The following is a 20,587-nucleotide window of genomic DNA, read 5'->3' as shown; positions in this document are numbered from 1 at the left end:
TTTATTAATAATGAACTCATGCGTTTAAATAACAACCCTTTCGAAAGGTAAATTTTTGATTGATCTCGTGATGAAAAAGTTCTATTTCTATGGATGAGGCTTCGGCCTTTAGGATTTGAGAACAGAGGATGCTTGCATGAAAAGACAAAAAAGAGATCGTCTCGATAGAGCTTTTTCAAAGGGATTCCAGGCCGGGATAGGTGGCCGCTCGAAGGATAACTGTCCTTATTCTACTTTAGACTCTAAATCACAATGGCTCGGAGGGTGGCGCGAAGGCGTCGATGGCCGTCTCAGCGGCCTGTTCAACAAGTGATTTAGCTGTTTGCCCTCTGTTTAGAGGGCATTTTCATATCTAGCGCAATGTTAATTGCTTAGAAGCTTGAGGTATCGGTAAAGATACCGACTTTCAGATCTGTGGCTGAATAGATCTCGCGGCCATCGACTTCCATCACGGCATCTGCGATACCCATGACTAGCTTTCTATAGACCTTACGCTTGATGGTTAACTTGTAGGTGACTTTCTTGGCATCGGGCAGTACCTGGCCGGTGAATTTCACTTCGCCAACACCCAGTGCGCGACCTTTACCCTGGGCACCTTCCCAACCGAGGAAGAAGCCAACCAGCTGCCACATGGCGTCAAGACCCAGACAGCCTGGCATCACGGGATCTGTCTCGAAATGGCAATCGAAGAACCAGAGTGATGGATCGATATCCAGTTCAGCAACAATTTCACCCTTACCAAATTCACCACCGTCATCGTTGATCTTAGTGATGCGATCTATCATCAACATATTGTCGATAGGCAGGCGTGGCGAGTTGGCGCCAAAAAGGTTACCGTGGCCGCAGGCGACCAATTCTTCTTTACTGAAACTGTTAGCTTTATTCATTGTTAACTTCACTCTAGCAATTTGAGTCGCCAAGGTTAGCTAACACGTGTACGCCAAACAACTCCGATCAGCTAGAAAGTTTCAGTTTCTGGAGCAAGTTGGCAAAAAAAGATCGCTCTTCATCGGGATAACCCGCGAGCCCTTCTAATCGCGCCTGCACCATGCCATATAGGCTTTCCTCGGGGAATTGGCCATTGTCATCGCGGCTGCCGGCGGGTTTGTTCATCAAGATGGCCACGGCCTGATCGGTATGCTCGACTTGGTACAGGTGAAACTCTTTTGCCTCTACGGCGGCGATGACCGCAGGGGCCAGGTTGAGTTGCTGAACGTTGGAGGCGGGGATGATCACCCCCTGAGTTCCCGTGAGGCCACGACGTTGACACAGATCGAAGAAGCCTTCGATCTTCTCGTTGACGCCCCCGATGGCTTGCACCTGACCAAACTGATCTATCGCGCCGGTTGCGGCGATACCTTGGTCAATCGGCTGCTCGGCAATTGCCGACATCAGGGCGCAATATTCGGCTAGTGAAGCGCTGTCGCCATCGATCTCCTGGTAAGACTGCTCGAACACTATGTTGGCATTAAGGTGCAATGGCGCATCTTTACCGAAGATACGGTAGAGGCAGGAGGTGAGGATCATCAAGCCCTTGGCGTGTATGTTGCCACCCAGCTCTACCTTACGTTCGATATCGGCCACTTCACCGTCACCATAATGCACGGCGGCGGTGATCCTCGCCGGTTCGCCATAGGTATATTCGGCGGCGTCTAACACGGTCAGGCCGTTGATCTGGCCAATCATGGCGCCTTTGGTCGGTAGGTTAATAAAGTTATCATCGAAGCTCTGTGCCGACAGGCTCTGAGATGCATTGTGGCGAGCCTGGTGTCTCGCGAGGGCCAGAGTGACACTGTCACCATTTAACGCCTTACTGTTGCCGTAGAGGCTGGCCTGAACCATAAGCTGGCTTATTCCTTGAGTCTCCAGGCTCAGATGGCGCTGATGCTCGGCCAGGCGGGCACTGTGATTAAACAGTGGCGCCAAGGCCGATTGCGTTAAGGAGAGTTCATTGGCGTTAGCAATCTCCATCAGGTAATTGCCATAATCCAACTCGCTAAATTCATTGAGATCTATCTCATCCACTAATTCACCCAGCAGCGGAAAGGCTGCGGGAAAGTTGTGCTCCTCCAGGTAGCTGACACTATATAGGCTGCTACTGCCTACCAGAATGATCTTGCTGTGTAGGGGGATCGCTGGCCAGCCAGAGTGCAGCAGATACTCACCGCTGTGGGCGGCCTCCATCACCAATTCCCACAGGGCCTCGCGTTTCCACAGCGACTCGGCGCAGATAAATAGGTAATCGCAGTCGGCCAGGGCGCCGGGATGATAGATATTTGGGTCATGACTATCGAGATGGCCGATGAGATCCCGGCGTTTAATGGCGCCGCTCAAATAGCGATAAGGCTTACCCGCCTGGCAAAGGGATTCTTCTCCAGCTGCTGTCTGCCACGTCAAATTGGCGTCCGGCGTCAGGCGATTAAGGTAATGAGTGGGTCTATGCCCTTGGTAGTCAACTAATGCCTTTATCAACGCCAGTCTATCGATGCCGCTTTGGTCGGCCAGGTACATATGTTGGCCCTTTGCCTTAGCCAATAGGTTGAAGGCGTCTAGGGTGCGCTCCTGGCCGAGGAGGCGACTGTGAAGATTTGGCTTAAGCTGGTCAACCTGGGGTAAGTCAAATTGGGGCGATAAAGCGGTGGCGTCGATGGAATGTGCGATCATTTCTGGGGTGAATTATTGAAACATGGGGTGATGTTAGCACAGATTGGCCAAGGCTCGATCTTTGTTTCGAGTAGAGATTCCTAAGGTTTCATCTCAATGCAGTGATTTGTCGACAATCTTAGTGGGTTTACTTGGAGGCGGTCGTTAGCCAATACCCATTCTCAAGCGCGCGTGCGAGTCGATATAACGGGTCGATTAGCCTGCACGGTTTAAATCTAGATGACGGTTTAACGACCTGGTTTCGGGGTGGTTTCTCTCCTGCTTTGTATCGGATTCGTTACGACTTTAGTCGAAAACCAAGCCTTTTTGTCGACAATTTTCCGTTTTTGGCTTGAGAAAGGTGAATTTGATGGCTATATTGTCGACAACTAATTGTTTGACGGCGATCACAATAATCATGACCCGATACAGCCAAACGCCCGTGACCACGGCAGATAAAACCTTCTATCAACTCAGGCAAGACATTGTCGAAGGGGGGATAGCGGCGGGCGCTAAGCTGAGCGAGACAGAATTGTCGACAACTTATGGCGTTAGCCGGGCTGTGATCCGCGAGGCGATCAATCGTCTCGAATCTTGTCATATCGTCGAGCGCCGCGCCAACGTAGGGGCCAGAGTGGTGGCCTTAAGCGAGGAGGGGCTTCTCGCCTTGTATGAGATCCGTGAATCCCTTGAGGGCATGGCGGCGCGCCTGGCGGCGAAGAACATGAGTGATGAAGAGATAGCCGAGCTCGAAGCCCTGCTTATCAGCCACTTTCAAGACGTCAAACAAGGTGAGTCCTATTACCAAGAGGCCGGCGATGTGGATTTTCATTACCGCATCATATTGGGCAGCAAGAATAAGCATCTTATCTCTATGTTGTTCGATGGCATCTACCATCTGGTGCGTATGTACCGCGTACAGCTTGGCATGGCGGGCCCTAGAGTCACTACCGCCTACGATGAGCACAGACACATAGTGCAGGCGATCGCCAATCGTGATCAGGAACTGGCCGAGATGCTGATGCGCAGACATATCACCTATTCAAGAAACAACATCAGAAACAAACTCTCATCAATTCAGTCATAAGAGGAAGCGAGCATGAGCGCAGGAAAGAAATTCCGTCAGGCCTTGGCCGACAATAAGCCATTACAGATTGTCGGTACCATTAATGCCTACACGGCCATGATGGCCAAGCAGATCGGCCACAAGGCCATCTATCTCTCAGGCGGCGGGGTGGCAAACGCCTCTTATGGTCTGCCCGATCTGGGGATGACCTCGTTAAATGACGTGATTGCGGATGTGCAGCGTATCACTTCGGCCTGCGATCTGCCGCTACTGGTGGATATCGATACCGGCTGGGGCGGGGCATTTAACATCGCCAAGACCATCAAGGACATGGAAAAGGCCGGTGCGGCGGCCGTACACATGGAAGACCAGGTGGCTCAGAAACGTTGTGGTCATCGTCCTAACAAAGAGATCGTCTCGGTTGACGAGATGGTCGATCGCATCAAGGCGGCGGTAGATGCGCGCACAGACCCAGACTTCTTCATCATGGCGCGTACCGATGCGTTCGCCCAGGAAGGACTAGAGGCGGCTATCGAACGTGCCAAGGCCTATGTGGCTGCCGGCGCCGACGGTATCTTCGCCGAGGCTGTTAAAACAGAGGAACATTACCGCGCCTTCGCCGAGGCCTTAGATGTGCCCATCTTGGCGAATATCACCGAATTTGGTCAGACAGAGCTGTGGAATCGCGAGCAGCTGGGACAGTGGGGCGCAGCCATGGTGCTCTACCCGCTAAGTGCCTTTAGAGCCATGAATAAGGCGGCGGAGAATGTGTATCAGACCATTCTGCGCGACGGCGACCAGAAGGCGGTACTCGATACCATGCAGACCCGTATGGAGCTTTATGACTATCTTGGTTATCACGACTACGAGCAGAAGCTCGACAGCCTGTTTGCCGAAGGTAAGAACAAGTAACACCTAAGGGCCCGCCTAGGGTGGGCCAAATTGACAGCATACCCCCTACAACCTAGATGATGCAGTACTAGGGATAGACAAAAATATAATAGGAAGACGTTATGGTAGATAAAAAATTAGGCGGCGCCGGACTACGTGGACAGAGTGCGGGCGAAACAGCGTTATGTACAGTGGGCAAATCAGGCTCTGGCTTAACCTATTGTGGTTACGATGTCTCGGATCTGGCCGACAACGCCACCTTCGAAGAGGTTGCATACCTACTCTTTAATGGCGAACTGCCCAATGCGGCTCAGCTCGATGCCTATAAGAGCGAGCTGATGTCGATGCGCGACCTGCCGCAGACTCTGAAAGAGGTGCTGCAGCGTATTCCGGCCGATGCTCATCCAATGGACGTGATGCGTACCGGCTGTTCTTTCCTGGGTAACCTGGAGCCAGAAACCGATTTCAGCCAGCAGCATAAAGCGGCTAACCGTCTGCTAGCGGCATTCCCTGCCATCATGTGTTACTGGTATCGTTTCAGTCACGACGGCGTCGAGATCGACTGTGTGACCGATGAAGACTCGCTAGGCGGTCACTTCCTTAAGTTGCTGAACGGCAAGACGCCTTCGGATCAACATCGCCGCGTGATGGATGTGTCGTTGATTCTGTATGCTGAGCATGAGTTCAACGCCTCAACGTTCACCGCGCGCGTCTGTGCCTCGACGCTGTCTGACATGTTCTCTTGTATCACAGGTGCTATCGGCTCACTGCGCGGCCCACTGCACGGTGGTGCTAACGAGGCGGCGATGGAGATGATCCAGAAGTTCAGCTCGCCAGAAGATGCCAAGGTGCAGATGGCGGGTATGCTGGAACGCAAAGAGAAGATCATGGGCTTTGGTCATGCCATCTATCGCGAATCAGATCCACGTAATGTGATCATCAAGGCCTGGTCTGAAAAGCTGGCCAAAGAGTTCGGTGATACCTCTCTGTATGACATCTCTGTGGCTTGTGAAGAGTATATGTGGGATACCAAGAAGCTGTTCTGTAACGCCGACTTCTTCCACGCGTCTGCCTACCACTTCATGGGGATCCCGACTAAGTTGTTTACTCCTATCTTTGTCTGCTCGCGTTTAACTGGCTGGGCGGCTCACGTGATGGAGCAGCGCGCTAACAACCGCATCATCAGACCGAGTGCGGACTATATCGGTTCTGCGCCGCGCAAAGTGGTGCCTATTAGCGAAAGATAATCGGTCAAAGAAAGATGGTCAGTTAGCCAAAGATAATTGACCATCTCAAGATGGTCGCGACCGACACGCTACAAAAGATAGGCCCATTTATCAGCCCCGGCGCCTTAAGGTCTGGGGCTGACTCAATGTGGTCGCGTTAACTCATACATAGCTTGGATGATCCTATGAACTCTCTACACCGTAAACCGCTTCCCGGCAGCGCGCTCGATTATTTCGATACCCGCAGCGCCGTCGAAGCCCTGAGCGCCGGTGCCTATGACAAACTGCCCTATACCGCTAAGGTGCTGGCTGAAAACCTGGTAAGGCGCTGCGAACCCGAACTGCTAAATGATGCCCTAAGCCAACTCATCGAGCGTAAGCGCGATCTCGACTTCCCCTGGTATCCGGCGCGTGTGGTGTGCCACGACATTCTCGGCCAGACCGCACTGGTGGATCTTGCCGGTCTGCGTGATGCCATCGCCGACAAGGGCGGCGATCCCGCCAAGGTCAACCCTGTGGTACCGACTCAGCTGATTGTCGATCACTCACTGGCGGTTGAGCATGCAGGTTTTGAAAAAGATGCCTTCGAGAAGAACCGCGCCATCGAAGACAGACGCAACGAAGACAGATTTCATTTCATCAACTGGACCAAGACGGCCTTTAAAAATGTCGATGTGATCCAGCCCGGTAACGGCATCATGCACCAGATCAACCTGGAGAAGATGTCTCCCGTGATCCAGGCGCGTGACGGTGTAGCCTTCCCCGACACCTTAGTGGGTACCGACAGCCACACACCACACGTTGACGCCCTGGGCGTTATCGCCATCGGCGTGGGCGGCCTGGAAGCTGAGAATGTCATGTTGGGCCGCCCATCTTACATGCGTCTGCCGGATATTGTCGGTGTCGAACTGACCGGCAAGCGTCAGAGTGGCATCACGGCGACGGATATCGTGTTGGCCCTGACTGAATTTTTACGTAAGGAGAAGGTGGTTTCTGCCTATCTCGAATTCTTCGGCGAAGGCGCTGCAGATCTTACCCTTGGAGATCGCGCCACCATCTCCAACATGACGCCTGAATTTGGCGCCTCGGCGGGCATGTTCTATATCGACCAGCAGACCATCGACTATCTCACCATCACAGGCCGAGACAGCGAGCAGGTCAAGCTGGTGGAAAACTACGCCAAGACCACAGGGCTGTGGGCCGATAGCCTCAAAGGCGCCGAGTATGAGAGGGTACTGACCTTCGATCTCTCCAGCGTAGTGCGTAACATTGCCGGTCCTTCGAACCCGCATCGCCGGGTGGCCACCAGTGAGCTGGCCAGCCAAGGCATTGCCGGCGTGGTCGAGCAGGATGAGAAGCTGATGCCAGATGGCGCGGTGATCATCGCCGCCATCACCAGCTGTACCAACACCAGTAACCCAAGAAACGTGATTGCCGCGGGCTTGCTCGCCAAGAAGGCCAACGAGATGGGCCTAGTGCGCAAGCCCTGGGTGAAAACCTCCTTTGCCCCAGGCTCTAAGGTGGCCGAGCTTTACCTTAAGGATGCCGGGCTACTGCCTGAGCTGGAGCAACTGGGCTTTGGTATCGTCGGTTTTGCCTGTACCACCTGTAACGGCATGAGCGGCGCGCTGGATCCTGTTATCCAGCAAGAGGTGATCGACAGAGACCTCTATGCCACCGCCGTGCTGTCGGGTAATCGTAACTTCGACGGCCGCATCCACCCTTATGCTAAGCAGGCATTTCTGGCCTCGCCGCCATTGGTGGTAGCTTATGCTATCGCAGGCACCATCAGATTCGATATCGAGAAAGATATCTTAGGTCATGATGCCAAGGGCGAGCCGATTCGCCTAAAAGATATCTGGCCGAGCGATGAGGAGATCGACGCTATCGTCAAGGCGAGCGTGAAGCCGCAGCAATTTAGGGATATCTATACCCCAATGTTCGACTTGGCGGTGGACTATGGCGAAGATGTCAATCCGCTGTACGACTGGCGCCCACAGAGTACCTATATTCGTCGTCCGCCATATTGGGAAGGCGCATTGGCCGGTGAGCGTACCCTCAAGGGGATGCGTCCGCTAGCAGTACTGGGCGATAACATCACCACAGATCACCTCTCGCCTTCAAACGCCATCCTGGCCAGCAGTGCGGCAGGTGAGTATCTGGCCAAGATGGGGCTGCCGGAAGTCGACTTTAACTCCTACGCGACTCACAGGGGCGATCACCTCACGGCTCAGCGCGCGACCTTTGCTAACCCTAAGCTGATCAACGAGATGGCGTTGGTGGACGGCGAAGTGAAGCAAGGCTCACTGACTCGTCTCGAGCCAGAAGGTGAGGTGATGCGCATGTGGGAGGCGATCGAGACCTATATGGATCGTAAGCAGCCGCTGATCATTATCGCAGGCGCCGACTATGGCCAGGGTTCTTCCCGTGACTGGGCGGCCAAAGGGGTGAGATTGGCCGGTGTTGAGGCGATCGTCGCCGAAGGTTTCGAGCGTATCCACCGTACTAACCTAGTGGGGATGGGCGTGTTACCGCTGGAGTTCAAGGCCGGTGAGAACCGCCACACCTATGGCATCGATGGCAGCGAGACCTTCGATGTGATCGGTGAGCCAACGCCGAGAGCGGATCTGACTGTAGTGATCACCCGTCAAAACGGTGAGCGCGTCGAGGTGCCTGTGACCTGTCGCTTAGATACGGCCGACGAGGTGCTGGTCTATCAGGCGGGCGGCGTGTTGCAGCGCTTCGCGCAGGATTTCCTAGAAGCGAACGCCTAAGGCAGTCATAGCGGGTAGGGCAGATGTGCCGTGCCCGCTTTTAAAAGGATAAGCCAATGAAACAGATGAAAATTCCGGCAACCTATATGCGCGGCGGCACCAGCAAGGGGGTCTTTTTTGCGTTAACGGATCTGCCGAAAAATGCCCAGCAGCCGGGCCCGGCCCGTGATGCCCTGCTGCTGCGGGTGATAGGTAGTCCAGATCCCTATGGTAAGCAGACAGACGGCATGGGCGGCGCCACATCCAGCACCAGTAAGACGGTGATTCTGGCTAAGAGCCGGCGAGATGACCATGATGTCGATTACCTCTTCGGTCAGGTGGCCATAGACAAACCCTTTGTCGACTGGAGCGGTAACTGCGGCAACCTGACGGCGGCGGTTGGCGCCTTCGCCATTAGTCAGGGGCTGGTGGATAAGGCTAAGCTTCCTGAAAATGGTACCGCCGTGGTGCGGATCTGGCAGGCCAACATCAATAAGACCATCATCGCCCATGTGCCTATGGTGGACGGCGAGGTGCAGGAGCTGGGCGATTTTGAGCTCGATGGCGTGACCTTCCCGGCCGCCGAGGTGCTGGTGGAGTTTGTCGACCCAGCAGACGGCGAGGGAGATATGTTCCCCACCGGTAACCTGGTCGATAAGCTTGAGGTCCCGGGCGAGCCTGTTTTCGATGCGACATTTATCAATGCCGGTATCCCAACTATCTTCCTCAAGGCGGAGCAGCTCGGTTACCAGGGCACCGAACTTCAGGAGGCGATCAATGGCGATGCGGCAGCGCTTGAGCGTTTCGAAACCATACGCGCACACGGCGCCCTCAAGATGGGGCTGATAAAGTCGCTCGACGAGGCGGCGGGTCGTCAGCACACGCCCAAGATAGCCTTTGTTGCGCCGGCTAAGGCCTATACCTCCTCCAGCGGCAAGGCGATTGCGGCAGATGAGATCGATCTGCACGTGCGCGCCCTGTCTATGGGTAAGCTGCATCATGCCATGATGGGCACCGCAGCGGTGGCTATAGGCACCGCGGCTTCGATTCCCGGCACCTTAGTGAATCAGGCGGCTGGCGGTCAGGCTCGAGAGAGCGTGCGTTTTGGCCATCCCTCTGGCACCCTCAAGGTGGGAGCCAAAGCCAGTGAACAGGCAGGCAAGTGGCAGGTCGAAAAGGTCACCATGAGCCGTAGCGCTCGGGTCTTGATGCAGGGCTGGGTCTGTGTCCCTGGGTCGTTAGGCTAGCGGCCTGCTGAGTCGATAAATCGAGTTGATAAAAAAGGATGCTACGGCATCCTTTTTCGTATCTATGGGCTAGCGCATTAATGCTTTAGTATGATTGGGCGTCTAGGGCTGAGGAACGAGTGCTATAATTGTGGCTTAAGCTTTGCTGCGGATAAAAATAGTTCACTTATAATTCATATGCTTAGTTGAACTTAATTTCCGCTTTCTTCTTTATCCCATTTGGGATAAATTACCAAGTGTTGCCGACATGCCGTATATGTGGGCCGAGTATTCGCTGAAGGGTAGATTCACGTTGATTTCCGTATTTTTAGTTGATGACCATGAGTTAGTGAGAACAGGCATCCGCCGCATCCTGGAGGATGAGCGCGGTATCAAGGTTGTCGGTGAAGCAGGGGATGGCGAATCTGCCGTGCAGTGGTGCCGCAATAATGAGGCAGATGTGATCCTGATGGACATGAATATGCCCGGCATAGGCGGACTCGAGGCGACGCGGAAGATATTGCGCTATCAGTCCCATGCCAAGATCATCGTCTTGACCATACATACCGAAGATCCTTTCCCGACTAAGGTGATGCAGGCCGGTGCCTCAGGCTATCTGACCAAGGGGGCAACGCCACCCGAGGTGATACAGGCGATTCGTCAGGTGGCCCATGGTCAGCGCTATCTGTCACCTGAGATCGCTCAGCAGATGGCGCTGAGTCAGTTTAATCAGTCGGAAGATAACCCGTTTAAGTCGCTGTCTGAACGCGAATTGCAGATCATGATGATGATCACCAATGGCGAACGGGTCAGTGACATCTCCGAGCAGCTCAACCTGAGTCCCAAGACGGTCAATAGCTATCGATATCGTTTATTTGCCAAGCTTGGGATCAGTGGCGATGTCGAGCTCACTAGGCTGGCGATCCGTTATAAGATGTTGGATACTGGCCAATTCTAATTTGTTAACCTGCGCGATGATGGGCTCGATGTGACAGACAGCTTCAATGCTACCCAATTTTTAAAAACCGTTTCTTCCTCCGCCGGCGTCTACCGTATGTATGACGCCGACGGTGTCGTCATCTATGTGGGTAAGGCTAAAGATCTCAAGAGACGCCTAAGCTCCTATTTCAGACGTAATCTCCCTAATGTAAAGACCCAGGCGCTGGTCTCTCACATCGCCAACATCGATGTGACCCTGACCCCCAGCGAGACAGATGCACTGATCCTGGAAAACGATTACATCAAGCAGTACATGCCCAGATACAATGTGCTGCTCAGAGACGATAAGTCTTATCCCTATATCTTCTTGAGTGGCCATCGACATCCAAGACTGGCCTATCACCGTGGGCCTCAGCGAGAGAAGGGCCAGTATTTTGGGCCCTATCCTAACGGCGGCGCGGTGAGAGAGAGCCTGCATCTGATGCAGAAGCTGTTTCCTATCCGTCAATGCGACGATCTTTATTATAAGGCGCGCTCTCGTCCCTGCCTGCAATATCAAATCGCCCGCTGCAGCGCCCCCTGTGTGGGTAAGATAAGCGATGAGGATTACGGCGAGCAGGTGAAGTTGGCGAGCCTGTTTCTGCGGGGCAAGGATCAGCAGGTGATCGCCACCTTAGTTGCTAAGATGGAACAGGCGGCGTTGGCGCTCGATTATGAAGAAGCCGCCCGTTATCGCGACCAAATAAGCGCGCTGCGCCGCGTCGCCGAGCAGCAGGAGGTCTCCAGCGATTCCGGTGACATGGATGTGATTGGCGCCTACTATGCGTCGGGGATCGCTTGTTTTCATCTGCTGTTTATTCGCAGCGGTAAGATCTTCGGTAGTCGCAGCTATTATCCGAGTGTGCCCGACGAGACAGAGGTCAGCGAGGTACTGCGCGCCTTCATGTTGCAGTTTTATCTGAATCTCGACAGCCAGCGCACCCTGCCACGGGAGATAGTGGTCAGCCACGAGTTTGACGATATTCATGAGCTCGAAGACGCGATAGCTCAGGCTTCTAACAAGCGTCTGCTGATCAAGACCAAGGTGCGTAGCGAGCGCGCCAGTTTCTTGCGTATCGCCGATGCCAACGCCAAAAATGCGGTTGAGACGCGGCTGTCTCATCAAAATACCGTCGAAGAGCGTTTCCTATTGTTAGAAGAAGCGCTGGAGCAGAGCCAGGCGATCAATCGCATGGAATGTTTCGATATCAGCCATACCATGGGCGAGAGCACGGTTGCCTCCTGTGTGGTCTTTAACCGCGAAGGTCCGGCCAAGGGGGAATATCGCCGTTATAATATTAATGGCATCACCCCGGGGGATGATTATGCGGCGATGAAACAGGCGATTGGCCGCCGCTTCGATAAGATAGAGGCAGACGGTAAGATACCCGATGTCCTGTTTATCGATGGTGGTATGGGGCAGCTGAGAATTGCCCAGAAGGTGGTGAATGAAAAGTTTGCTCATCTGGATGTGGCGCCGACACTCATCGGCGTGGCCAAGGGGGAGGGGCGTAAGCCCGGACTCGAGACCCTCATCTATGGCGAAAACGAGGTGGCCTTTAGTTTGCCGGCAGATTCAGGTGCGCTGCACCTGATTCAACACATTCGCGATGAGTCGCACCGTTTTGCCATCACAGGCCATCGTAACAAACGTCAGAAGACGCGTAATACCTCGACACTCGAGTCTATCCCGGGCGTCGGACCAAAGCGTCGGAAGGCGCTGCTGCAATACCTCGGGGGATTACAGCAAGTTAAGGGAGCCAGCGTAGCGCAGTTGTCTAAAGTGCCGGGCATTAGCCTAGAAATGGCACAAACAATACATGATGCGTTGCGAGGGTGAGAAAATTAAGGCAAGATTGGCGCTGCTTTTAGATAATTGGTTTTCACATGCCGTTTAATGTACCGATAGCTCTCACATTTTTTAGATTAATATTACTACCTGTTTTTGTAGTGCTTTTTTATGTGCCCTATAGCTGGTCACCCTTCGCGGCAGCCTTCGTTTTCTGGCTGGCGGCGGTGACCGACGCATTAGATGGCTATGCGGCGCGAAAATTACAGCAATCGACTCGATTTGGTGCATTTTTGGACCCGGTGGCCGACAAGATCATGGTCACCACTGCGCTGGTACTCTTGGTCGCCGAATATCAGAATATCTGGTTGACCTTGCCTGCGCTGTTTATGATTGGCCGCGAGATAGTGATCTCTGCACTGCGTGAATGGATGGCCGAGATAGGGAAGCGCGGTGCGGTGGCTGTGTCCTGGATAGGTAAATATAAGACGGCGGCGCAGATGGTGGCCATCATAGGCCTGATCTGGAAGCCCAATGATTTTCTGACTTATACGGCTATGGGGCTGTTTTATGTGGCGGCTATCCTAACGTTTTGGTCTATGGTGAGCTACATTATGGCCGCATGGGCAGATCTTACCGACGAATCGAACAATTAAAATGCAATGCGATCACTTAGTGTGCAAACAGTGCATTAAGGTGAAATAGGGCGTTGACACTTGAGGGTAAATCGGTAGAATGCCATTCCGCAGTCAGGGGAAACATTGGTAAGACGCTGACGCGAAATAAGATGAAATAGGCGACATTAGCTCAGTTGGTAGAGCGATACCTTGCCAAGGTATAGGTCATCGGTTCGAACCCGATATGTCGCTCCAATCTTAGCCTAAGGCGCGATGGCAGAATGGCTATGCTGCGGATTGCAAATCCGTCGATCTCGGTTCGACTCCGGGTCGCGCCTCCACTTTATGTTTTAGTGCAACGATGCGGTAAAACACACTTTGCCCGAGTGGTGGAATTGGTAGACACAAGGGATTTAAAATCCCTCGCTGGTAACAGCGTGCCGGTTCAAGTCCGGCCTCGGGTACCATCATTTGGTGACAAAAAGGCCTCAACGCAAGTTGGGGCCTTTTTGTTTGTGTGAAAACTCTATTTACTCGTTATAAATCATAGTGTTATCTAATTTTTATCATGTGCTTGATGGGGTTTTGGGAAGTTATGGAAATTGCGAATAAGCCCCGAATAAGCCCCGAAGGGCGTGGCTTACAGGCCTATCTGCTGTGTTGTGCTTCTTGCAAAGGAATTGGGCCATTTGCCGTGAACCACGCCTGCATCCAGGTCTGTAAGCCGACACAGAGCACACATGAGACCTGTTCGCATCTTCCTCAGTAATACAACGAACGAATTGTTTAATGGAACCATTATTAAGGTCGTGAATCGATATGCGTAAAATGAGCGGGTTTACCCTGATTGAGTTAGTCGTGGTGATTGTGGTGTTGGCTATTCTGGCGGTGGTTGCATTGCCCAGATTTGTTTCATTAAGCCAGGATGCCCACGACAGTGCGGCGAAGGGAGCATTTTCCGCCTTTACCTCAGGCGTGTCACTCTATCACAGTTGTTGGGCCGCTTCCGGAGCCAGCGGCCATGTGGTCGATCTAGCCTGCTTTGGCGACGGCACAATTGACTCCACCACCACAGGTTATCCATTGGGTAAGACGACGCAAACCGGCGGCAACAACGGTACCCAGTTACAAGGTGATTTCTGTCGTCAGCTTTGGGAAGGTTTGTTAGATAACAGCGACCACCAGTTAGCATCTCATGATGACGCGTCATTTGGTGGTTCGACCGATATTATCTATTGGTACTCAGGTGGGGACCTAAGGAAGGTGCGAATAAGTCCCGTGCTTGCTCTGCGTGTGCTTAAAGTGGATAGATGCAAGGCACAGTTTGCAGCGAATGGCCCTAGTCCTTCGCAAGAACTGTAACGCAGCAAATACCGCTGTAAGCCTCGCCCTGCGGGGCTTTGATAGCAACACCATTTCGGCGTTATTCAACTTCAGCAGGCCTCGGCATGCCCTCAGTTGAATGCCTTGAACTGTCGCTGCTATCAAAGCCAGAGCTGTGCGATGCTTGCTCTGCGTGTGCTTAAAGTGGATAGATGCAAGGCACAGTTTGCAGCGAATGGCCCTAGTCCTTCGCAAGAACTGTAACGCAGCAAATACCGCTGTAAGCCTCGCCCTGCGGGGCTTTGATAGCAACACCATTTCGGCGTTATTCAACTTCAGCAGGCCTCGGCATGCCCTCAGTTGAATGCCTTGAACTGTCGCTGCTATCAAAGCCAGAGCTGTGCGACGACTTGTTCGCACCTTCCCTAAGCCTCAGTAACACCTATTGTTACTTTAACTATATTCGTGACAACCGTGAAAAAGGGAACGAAAACTGGCAGCTAAGGCATTACCCTGCTACGGGGAAAACTCTAGTCACACGCTCTACCCTGAGTTGATAGCCCACTCCGCAAAGCATTAATTGCCGCTCTAATCCGCTGTATCAACATGCCCGGTTTGTATGGACCGGGCACTAGCTTATAAAAAATCCGTCTTTAGTCGCCTAGGTTGGCCTGAGATCTATGAGCCATAATTATCCAAGGAGGTATTTATGGCTTTGAGACGCATTTTCATATTGCTTCTGCTGTGCTGGTCAAGCCTGGTTGTAGCCGACGAGCGACTCGCCGCGGGAAATCAGGCGTTGCTTAATCAGATTGAGGTGATTCATCTTGCCGATGCTTCCAGCGAGTTTGACCATTATCGTCAGCAGCTAGCGGCAGCGCTGCCGTTGCCCCCCGAAAAGCTCTATCCCATTGCAGAGGCGGCAGCCAAATTCTGGCAGCGTCAGGGGATACCGACTGGAAACTTTTCCTCTGAGCTTAAGGATCCCTTTGCCGCGGTGATTGCCAGCGAGCCCCATGTGCCAGACTATCTGATGTTGAGTAATCGGGTGCGTTATCTGTTGTGGTTGGCCGGTCATGAATCATGGTCGCCACTGGCCGTGGAAGGCTGGTTAAGGCTTGGCGATAGCCATAGGGCGATCCCTGAGATAAGAGCGCGCCTGCAGGCCCTTGGCGACTACCCCCAAGGCGATACCAGTGAGCAGTATTTTGATGAGACGTTAAAAGAGGCGCTGATTAAGTTTCAGACCCGCCACGGCCTCAAGCCCGATGCCATCATCGGCCCCGCTACCTTGGGTTGGCTTAATCGCACCCCAAGAGCGCGCGCGCAGCTGCTGGCATTTAATTTTATTGATCGGGCTAAATATCTTGCCGGCATAGGGGAGCGCTATCTGCTGATCAACATCCCCGCCTACGAGATGTGGCTGGTGGATGATAATCGCGTGGCACTTAAATCTAAGGTGATCGTTGGTAAGCCCTACCGTCCGACGCCCATTATCAGTGGTGAAATAAAAAATTTGGTACTCAATCCCAGTTGGCGGGTGCCCCGTCGCTTGTTAACCCATGATTTGCTGCCCAAGGTGAGGGAGGATGGCAGCTATATCAGCAGCCGAAATTTCGAGGTGTTTAACTATCAGGGAGAGCGTGTTATTAAGAGTGACGATGAGTGGCGCGACATCGCAAAGGGCAAATTTCCCTACCGTCTGGTGCAAAAGCCTGGAGTTGGCAATACGCTAGGGCGGTATAAGTTCTTCTTTCCGAATGAGTATAGCGTCTATCTCCATGACACCTCAGACAAGGCCTTGTTCCAACGTAGTGACAGGGCACTGTCATCGGGTTGCATTCGGGTAGAGAAAGTCGAACAGTTAGCCAACTGGATGGCCTCAAACCTAGTGCGAGATAAGCAGACCTGGGTGCGCATGCAAATTGAGCGAGATAAGACCCAATGGTTTGCCTTCGATGCTGGCCTGCCAATACATCTGGTGTATTGGACCTCTTGGCTGGACGGCGACAATGTTGCTCAGTTCAGGGACGACATATACAAAAAGAATCAAAATATTAGCCTGAGTCTTCAGGCTGCCAAATAGCCGCTAGCCCAGTGTTTATCAGGCTTAGGCATCAACTAACACTTGATCTCCCCGCTATTTAAGGTTAATTTGTCCGCTGTTTTGGTTAAAAAGTAAACGGTGGTGTTGATGTGACGATAGTTTGTCCTGCGCGTAGGCAGTTGTTATTAGGCCTAGGTGGTGTAGCAATGTTTTCTATGGTGCCGTCTAAAGCTCGAGCGAGCCACTCGACACAAGGAGTAAGAGCCTTAGGGTTTTACAATCGACACACCGGAGAACGGGGGCAGGGAAGCTATTGGGTTGATGGTGATTATCAAACAAATACCTTGAATGATTTTAATCACCTATTGCGAGATCATCGTCAAAACGAAACGGCGCCCATGGATAAGCGTCTATTCGATCTACTGTTCTCGCTGAAGCAGACTTTACAGGTTGATGAAGACTTTCATGTGATCTCAGGTTATCGTTCGCCTAAGACCAATCAGATGCTGGCCAGTCGCAGCTCAGGTGTCGCGAAGAAGAGTTATCACATGAAGGGGATGGCGATGGACATCGCGTTGCCAGACGTCAATCTTAAAGATCTGCGTGATGCGGCGATCTCCCTTAAACTCGGTGGGGTAGGCTATTACCCAAGCTCGGGATTTGTGCACGTCGATACCGGCCCGGTCCGTACCTGGTAAGCTAAATGCCGGCGTTAACTCACTTAAGGTTTGTTAAAGCCGGATCACTGTGCTAATATTCGCCCGCTTTAAATGAGGTCATCGTTGGTCGAAAACGATGACCACCTATATTACTATTGATTTAAGTGAGTAAATTATGTCTTACACAATTACCGCACAAACCCGCACTGAAGTTGGGAAAGGTTCGAGCCGCCGCCTACGTCATGCTGGTAAAGTTCCTGCAGTTATCTATGGTGCGGGCAAAGAAGCCGTTTCTATCGAATTCGAACACCGTTCAATCATCAACATCCAAACTAACGATGATTTCTACAACAACGACATCACTATCGTTCTAGACGGTAAAGAAGTTAAAGTTCGTGTTCAAGCTATGCAACGTCACGCGTTCAAGCCTATGATCGAGCACGTGGATTTCAAATTCGCTTAATAGCGAGTCTGAAATAGAAAAAGCGCCCTGGTGGCGCTTTTTTTATGCCTCTAAGCCGCAGGTTCGGATTCCGAAAGCTTCTCCGGGCAGCTGGCAATCACTATCGGCTCGCCCTGTTCGTTGAGCTCCTCCAAGGTAACATTAAAGCCCCAAAGCCTGTGCAGGTGTTTGACCACCTCCTGACAGCTTTTGTCTAGAGGAATGCGATTGATGGGGATGTAGCGTAGGGTCAAGGAGCGATCGCCAGAGATGGCCACGCTCTGCACCTGAATGTTGGGTTCAAGATTTGACAGATTGTACTGCTGTGACAGGGTCTGACGGATCTCTTGATAACCCAGGTCATCATGAATCGCCGAAATGCTGAGGTAGTTCTTCTTGTCATCGTCCAAGATGCTGAAAAACTTGAACTGACGAATGATGTTAGGCGACATATATTGGCTGATAAAGCTCTCATCCTTAAAGTTTTCCATGGCAAAGTGCAGGGTATCTAGCCAGTTGCTACCGGCGATATCGGGAAACCAGCGTTTGTCCTCTTCTGTGGGGGACTCGCAGATACGGCGGATGTCGACAAACATATTAAAGCCCAAGGCATAGGGGTTGATCCCCGAATAGTAAGGGCTGTTATAGCTCGGCTGGGCGATCACATTGGTATGGTTTTTTAAAAACTCAATCATGAAACGGTCGGAGACCAGTCCCTCATCGTAGAGGTGATTGAGAATGGTGTAGTGCCAGAAGGTGGCCCAGCCTTCGTTCATCACCTGGGTCTGTCTCTGAGGATAGAAATACTGCCCCATCTTGCGTACGATCCGCACTATCTCCCGTTGCCAGGGCTCGAGCAGGGGCGCATTCTTTTCGATGAAGTAGAGAATATTCTCCTGGGGCTCGGCGGGAAAATTGGGCGCAGCCTGCTGTTTCTGGGTGTCAGGGGTAAGGGGGATGGTGCGCCAGAGATCGTTAACCTGGCTCTGCAGGTAAGCCTCTCGTTCCTTCTGACGGACCTTTTCCTCTTTGAGAGAGATCTCGCTGGGGCGCTTATAACGATCCACACCATAGTTCATCAGGGCATGGCAGGAATCCAATACCAGCTCTACCTGCTCCTCGCCATAGCGTTCTTCACACTCTCTGACATAGTTTTTGGCAAACACCAGATAGTCGATGATCGAACTGGCGTCCGTCCAGGTCTTAAACAGATAGTTGCTCTTGAAGAAGCTGTTGTGACCGAAACAGGCGTGGGCCATCACCAGCGCTTGCATGGTAATGGTGTTCTCCTCCATCAGGTAGGCGATGCAGGGATCTGAGTTAATCACTATCTCGTAGGCCAGGCCCATCTGGCCACGCTTATAACCTTGCTCGGTTTCGATAAACTTCTTACCAAAAGACCAATGGGTATAGCCTATGGGCATGCCTATGCCCGCATAGGCGTCCATCATCTGTTCGGCGGTGATCACCTCTATCTGGTTTTTATAGGTGTCCAGGCGGTAGTGATCCGCCACGCGTTTGATCTCAGCAAGGTAAGTTTCTAATAGCTCGAAGGTCCAGTCTGGTCCATCATTTAATACAGTGCGCTTCTTTTTTGAACTCATAAGGCCCCCTAAACAGCTTGTTTCTTAAACAGTTCTCTAAATACAGGGTAAATGTCCTCGGCCTGTTTAATGTGCTGAACTGCAATATTGTCGTGAGTCTTCTGTAGTCCTTCATATTCGCGCCACAGGGTTTGATGGGCGCGGTTGGTGATCTCGATATAGCTAAAGTAACGCACCACGGGCAGTAACTTGTGTTCCAGCAACTGCCGACAGGTGGGGGAGTCATCGGCCCAGTTATCGCCATCCGACGCCTGGGCAGCATAGATGTTCCATTCACTCTCGGGGTAACGCTCTCGCTGGATCTCATGCATCAGCTTGAGGGCGCTGGAGACTATGGTGCCGCCGGTTTCCTGGGAGTAGAAAAACTCGTGCTCGTCTACCTCTTTCGCCTGAGTGTGGTGTCGGATATAAACCACCTCCAGATTCTTATAGGTACGGGTAAGAAACAGGTAGAGCAAGATATAGAAGCGTTTGGCCATGTCCTTGGTGGCCTGATCCATGGAGCCAGACACATCCATGAGACAAAACATCACCGCCTGGCTCGAGGGCACCTCGCGTTTGGCGAAGTTGTTGTACCTGAGATCGAAGGTGTCGATGAAGGGGACCTTGGCGATCTTAGCCTCTAACTCTGCTATCTGCTCTTTCAGGGCGATGATCTTCTCTGCTTCCGAACCAGGGGTCTGCTCAAGCGCCTCTAGTTCCGCCTTGAGCTCATTCAGCAGCGCCTTCTTAGAGGAGGACATGGCGATTCGACGCGCCAGTGATGAGCGCAGCGAGCGAATGATGTTGATGTTGGCCGGCACGCCATCGTTGGTAAAACCGGCGCGATAGGTTTGGTACTCCACTAGCTTGTTGAGGCGATTGCGCTGCAGGTTTGGCAGTTCCAGATCTTCAAACAGTAACTCGAGGTATTCATCTTTAGAGATCTGAAACACGAAGTCATCTTGGCCTTCGCCGGAATTGGACGCATCTCCTTGACCGCTGCCTTGGCCGCCACCTTGGGGGGGACGTTCAACCTTGTCGCCGCGGGAGAATTGATCGTTGCCTGGGTGAACGCGCTCGCGCATGCCGCCCTGTCCCTGATGAAAGGTTGGCTCGCTGATATCCCTAGTCGGGATACTGATCTTCTCGCCCTTATCTATGTCGGTCACGCTGCGTCTGGTCACGGCGTCACTGACGGCCTTTTTGATTTGTTGCTTATAGCGGTTGATAAAACGTTGACGATTGACTGTACTCTTTCCCTTAGTATTCAATCTTCTATCAATAAAATTAGCCATGCGCACCTCCCAAGACTAGCGGGGAGCAAGCTCCCCGTGTACGGGT

The 20,587-nt window shown here is 52.5% G+C and carries 17 protein-coding genes and 3 tRNA genes; 16 read left to right on the top strand and 4 right to left on the bottom strand.

From position 1 onward, the window contains the following. The first annotated feature begins 136 nt into the window (after positions 1–136). Positions 137–313, top strand: coding sequence for a ribosome modulation factor (gene rmf / locus L1D47_RS15170; protein ID WP_082035666.1), 177 nt, complete (start codon positions 137–139; stop codon positions 311–313). Positions 314–371: 58 nt separating this feature from the next. On the opposite strand, the gene fabA is transcribed toward rmf, so the two are convergent. Together fabA and L1D47_RS15160 are read right to left on the bottom strand one after the other, a co-directional pair. Then, the gene (gene fabA, locus L1D47_RS15165; protein ID WP_041511383.1) at positions 372–887 is read right to left on the bottom strand and encodes a bifunctional 3-hydroxydecanoyl-ACP dehydratase/trans-2-decenoyl-ACP isomerase; all 516 of its coding nucleotides are present in this window, start codon (positions 885–887) and stop codon (positions 372–374) included. 67 nt (positions 888–954) lie between these two features. Beyond that, entirely contained in the window at positions 955–2,664 is a 1,710-nt protein-coding gene (locus L1D47_RS15160) for a S16 family serine protease (protein WP_239885880.1), read from the bottom strand. Positions 2,665–3,061: 397 nt separating this feature from the next. On the opposite strand from L1D47_RS15160, the gene L1D47_RS15155 reads away from it, so the two are divergent. The 15 genes from L1D47_RS15155 (at position 3,062) to rplY (ending at position 17,681) form a co-directional block, all read left to right on the top strand. Beyond that, positions 3,062–3,730, top strand: coding sequence for a GntR family transcriptional regulator (locus L1D47_RS15155; protein ID WP_239885879.1), 669 nt, complete (start codon positions 3,062–3,064; stop codon positions 3,728–3,730). 12 nt (positions 3,731–3,742) lie between these two features. Beyond that, a complete protein-coding gene (gene prpB, locus L1D47_RS15150) occupies positions 3,743–4,621 on the top strand; it encodes a methylisocitrate lyase (protein ID WP_041511380.1) in 879 nt (292 codons plus the stop codon). Positions 4,622–4,722: 101 nt separating this feature from the next. Next, positions 4,723–5,847 (top strand): 2-methylcitrate synthase, encoded by a 1,125-nt coding sequence (prpC, locus tag L1D47_RS15145; RefSeq protein ID WP_041511379.1) that lies wholly within the window; start codon positions 4,723–4,725, stop codon positions 5,845–5,847. A gap of 164 nt (positions 5,848–6,011) precedes the next feature. Further along, the gene (gene acnD / locus L1D47_RS15140; protein ID WP_239885878.1) at positions 6,012–8,600 is read left to right on the top strand and encodes a Fe/S-dependent 2-methylisocitrate dehydratase AcnD; all 2,589 of its coding nucleotides are present in this window, start codon (positions 6,012–6,014) and stop codon (positions 8,598–8,600) included. 56 nt (positions 8,601–8,656) lie between these two features. Further along, positions 8,657–9,826: a 2-methylaconitate cis-trans isomerase PrpF gene (prpF, locus tag L1D47_RS15135; protein WP_239885877.1), complete on the top strand. Its 1,170-nt coding sequence runs from the start codon at positions 8,657–8,659 to the stop codon at positions 9,824–9,826. A 292-nt stretch (positions 9,827–10,118) separates the two neighbouring features. Next, positions 10,119–10,763, top strand: a complete 645-nt coding sequence (gene uvrY, locus L1D47_RS15130; protein ID WP_041407121.1) for a UvrY/SirA/GacA family response regulator transcription factor — start codon at positions 10,119–10,121, stop codon at positions 10,761–10,763. Between the two features lie 30 nt (positions 10,764–10,793). Then, entirely contained in the window at positions 10,794–12,623 is a 1,830-nt protein-coding gene (uvrC, locus tag L1D47_RS15125; RefSeq protein ID WP_239885876.1) for an excinuclease ABC subunit UvrC, read from the top strand. Positions 12,624–12,670: 47 nt separating this feature from the next. Further along, positions 12,671–13,228, top strand: a complete 558-nt coding sequence (gene pgsA, locus L1D47_RS15120; RefSeq protein WP_239885875.1) for a CDP-diacylglycerol--glycerol-3-phosphate 3-phosphatidyltransferase — start codon at positions 12,671–12,673, stop codon at positions 13,226–13,228. Positions 13,229–13,368: 140 nt separating this feature from the next. Continuing rightward, positions 13,369–13,444: transfer RNA gene (locus L1D47_RS15115), tRNA-Gly, on the top strand. A gap of 12 nt (positions 13,445–13,456) precedes the next feature. Continuing rightward, positions 13,457–13,530: transfer RNA gene (locus L1D47_RS15110), tRNA-Cys, on the top strand. Positions 13,531–13,569: 39 nt separating this feature from the next. Continuing rightward, positions 13,570–13,656, top strand: a tRNA-Leu gene (locus L1D47_RS15105). Positions 13,657–14,008: 352 nt separating this feature from the next. Next, positions 14,009–14,551 (top strand): prepilin-type N-terminal cleavage/methylation domain-containing protein, encoded by a 543-nt coding sequence (locus tag L1D47_RS15100; RefSeq protein ID WP_239885874.1) that lies wholly within the window; start codon positions 14,009–14,011, stop codon positions 14,549–14,551. 670 nt (positions 14,552–15,221) lie between these two features. Next, positions 15,222–16,598, top strand: a complete 1,377-nt coding sequence (locus tag L1D47_RS15095) for a L,D-transpeptidase family protein (RefSeq protein ID WP_239885873.1) — start codon at positions 15,222–15,224, stop codon at positions 16,596–16,598. A gap of 110 nt (positions 16,599–16,708) precedes the next feature. Continuing rightward, entirely contained in the window at positions 16,709–17,257 is a 549-nt protein-coding gene (locus L1D47_RS15090) for a DUF882 domain-containing protein (RefSeq protein ID WP_239885872.1), read from the top strand. A 136-nt stretch (positions 17,258–17,393) separates the two neighbouring features. Continuing rightward, positions 17,394–17,681: a 50S ribosomal protein L25 gene (gene rplY / locus L1D47_RS15085; protein ID WP_041511371.1), complete on the top strand. Its 288-nt coding sequence runs from the start codon at positions 17,394–17,396 to the stop codon at positions 17,679–17,681. 50 nt (positions 17,682–17,731) lie between these two features. Here rplY and L1D47_RS15080 read toward each other — a convergent pair whose 3' ends face one another. Continuing rightward, a complete protein-coding gene (locus L1D47_RS15080) occupies positions 17,732–19,264 on the bottom strand; it encodes a SpoVR family protein (protein ID WP_239885871.1) in 1,533 nt (510 codons plus the stop codon). Positions 19,265–19,272: 8 nt separating this feature from the next. Further along, positions 19,273–20,541, bottom strand: coding sequence for a YeaH/YhbH family protein (locus tag L1D47_RS15075; RefSeq protein WP_041511369.1), 1,269 nt, complete (start codon positions 20,539–20,541; stop codon positions 19,273–19,275). Between the last annotated feature and the right edge of the window lie 46 nt (positions 20,542–20,587).

The sequence above is a fragment of the Shewanella sp. Isolate7 genome (genome assembly GCF_022398425.1).
Classification (GTDB): domain Bacteria; phylum Pseudomonadota; class Gammaproteobacteria; order Enterobacterales; family Shewanellaceae; genus Shewanella.
The sequence above is the reverse complement of the archived record's forward strand: the minus strand, read 5'-3'. Positions and strand labels throughout refer to the sequence as shown.

What these genes read in the sequence shown, in the direction of transcription:
- rmf (WP_082035666.1), top strand. Translation starts at nt 137, where the DNA reads ATGAAAAGACAAAAAAGAGATCGTCTCGATAGAGCTTTTTCAAAGGGA.
- fabA (WP_041511383.1), bottom strand. Translation starts at nt 887, where the DNA reads ATGAATAAAGCTAACAGTTTCAGTAAAGAAGAATTGGTCGCCTGCGGC.
- L1D47_RS15160 (WP_239885880.1), bottom strand. Translation starts at nt 2,664, where the DNA reads ATGATCGCACATTCCATCGACGCCACCGCTTTATCGCCCCAATTTGAC.
- L1D47_RS15155 (WP_239885879.1), top strand. Translation starts at nt 3,062, where the DNA reads ATGACCCGATACAGCCAAACGCCCGTGACCACGGCAGATAAAACCTTC.
- prpB (WP_041511380.1), top strand. Translation starts at nt 3,743, where the DNA reads ATGAGCGCAGGAAAGAAATTCCGTCAGGCCTTGGCCGACAATAAGCCA.
- prpC (WP_041511379.1), top strand. Translation starts at nt 4,723, where the DNA reads ATGGTAGATAAAAAATTAGGCGGCGCCGGACTACGTGGACAGAGTGCG.
- acnD (WP_239885878.1), top strand. Translation starts at nt 6,012, where the DNA reads ATGAACTCTCTACACCGTAAACCGCTTCCCGGCAGCGCGCTCGATTAT.
- prpF (WP_239885877.1), top strand. Translation starts at nt 8,657, where the DNA reads ATGAAACAGATGAAAATTCCGGCAACCTATATGCGCGGCGGCACCAGC.
- pgsA (WP_239885875.1), top strand. Translation starts at nt 12,671, where the DNA reads ATGCCGTTTAATGTACCGATAGCTCTCACATTTTTTAGATTAATATTA.
- L1D47_RS15100 (WP_239885874.1), top strand. Translation starts at nt 14,009, where the DNA reads ATGCGTAAAATGAGCGGGTTTACCCTGATTGAGTTAGTCGTGGTGATT.
- L1D47_RS15095 (WP_239885873.1), top strand. Translation starts at nt 15,222, where the DNA reads ATGGCTTTGAGACGCATTTTCATATTGCTTCTGCTGTGCTGGTCAAGC.
- rplY (WP_041511371.1), top strand. Translation starts at nt 17,394, where the DNA reads ATGTCTTACACAATTACCGCACAAACCCGCACTGAAGTTGGGAAAGGT.
- L1D47_RS15080 (WP_239885871.1), bottom strand. Translation starts at nt 19,264, where the DNA reads ATGAGTTCAAAAAAGAAGCGCACTGTATTAAATGATGGACCAGACTGG.
- L1D47_RS15075 (WP_041511369.1), bottom strand. Translation starts at nt 20,541, where the DNA reads ATGGCTAATTTTATTGATAGAAGATTGAATACTAAGGGAAAGAGTACA.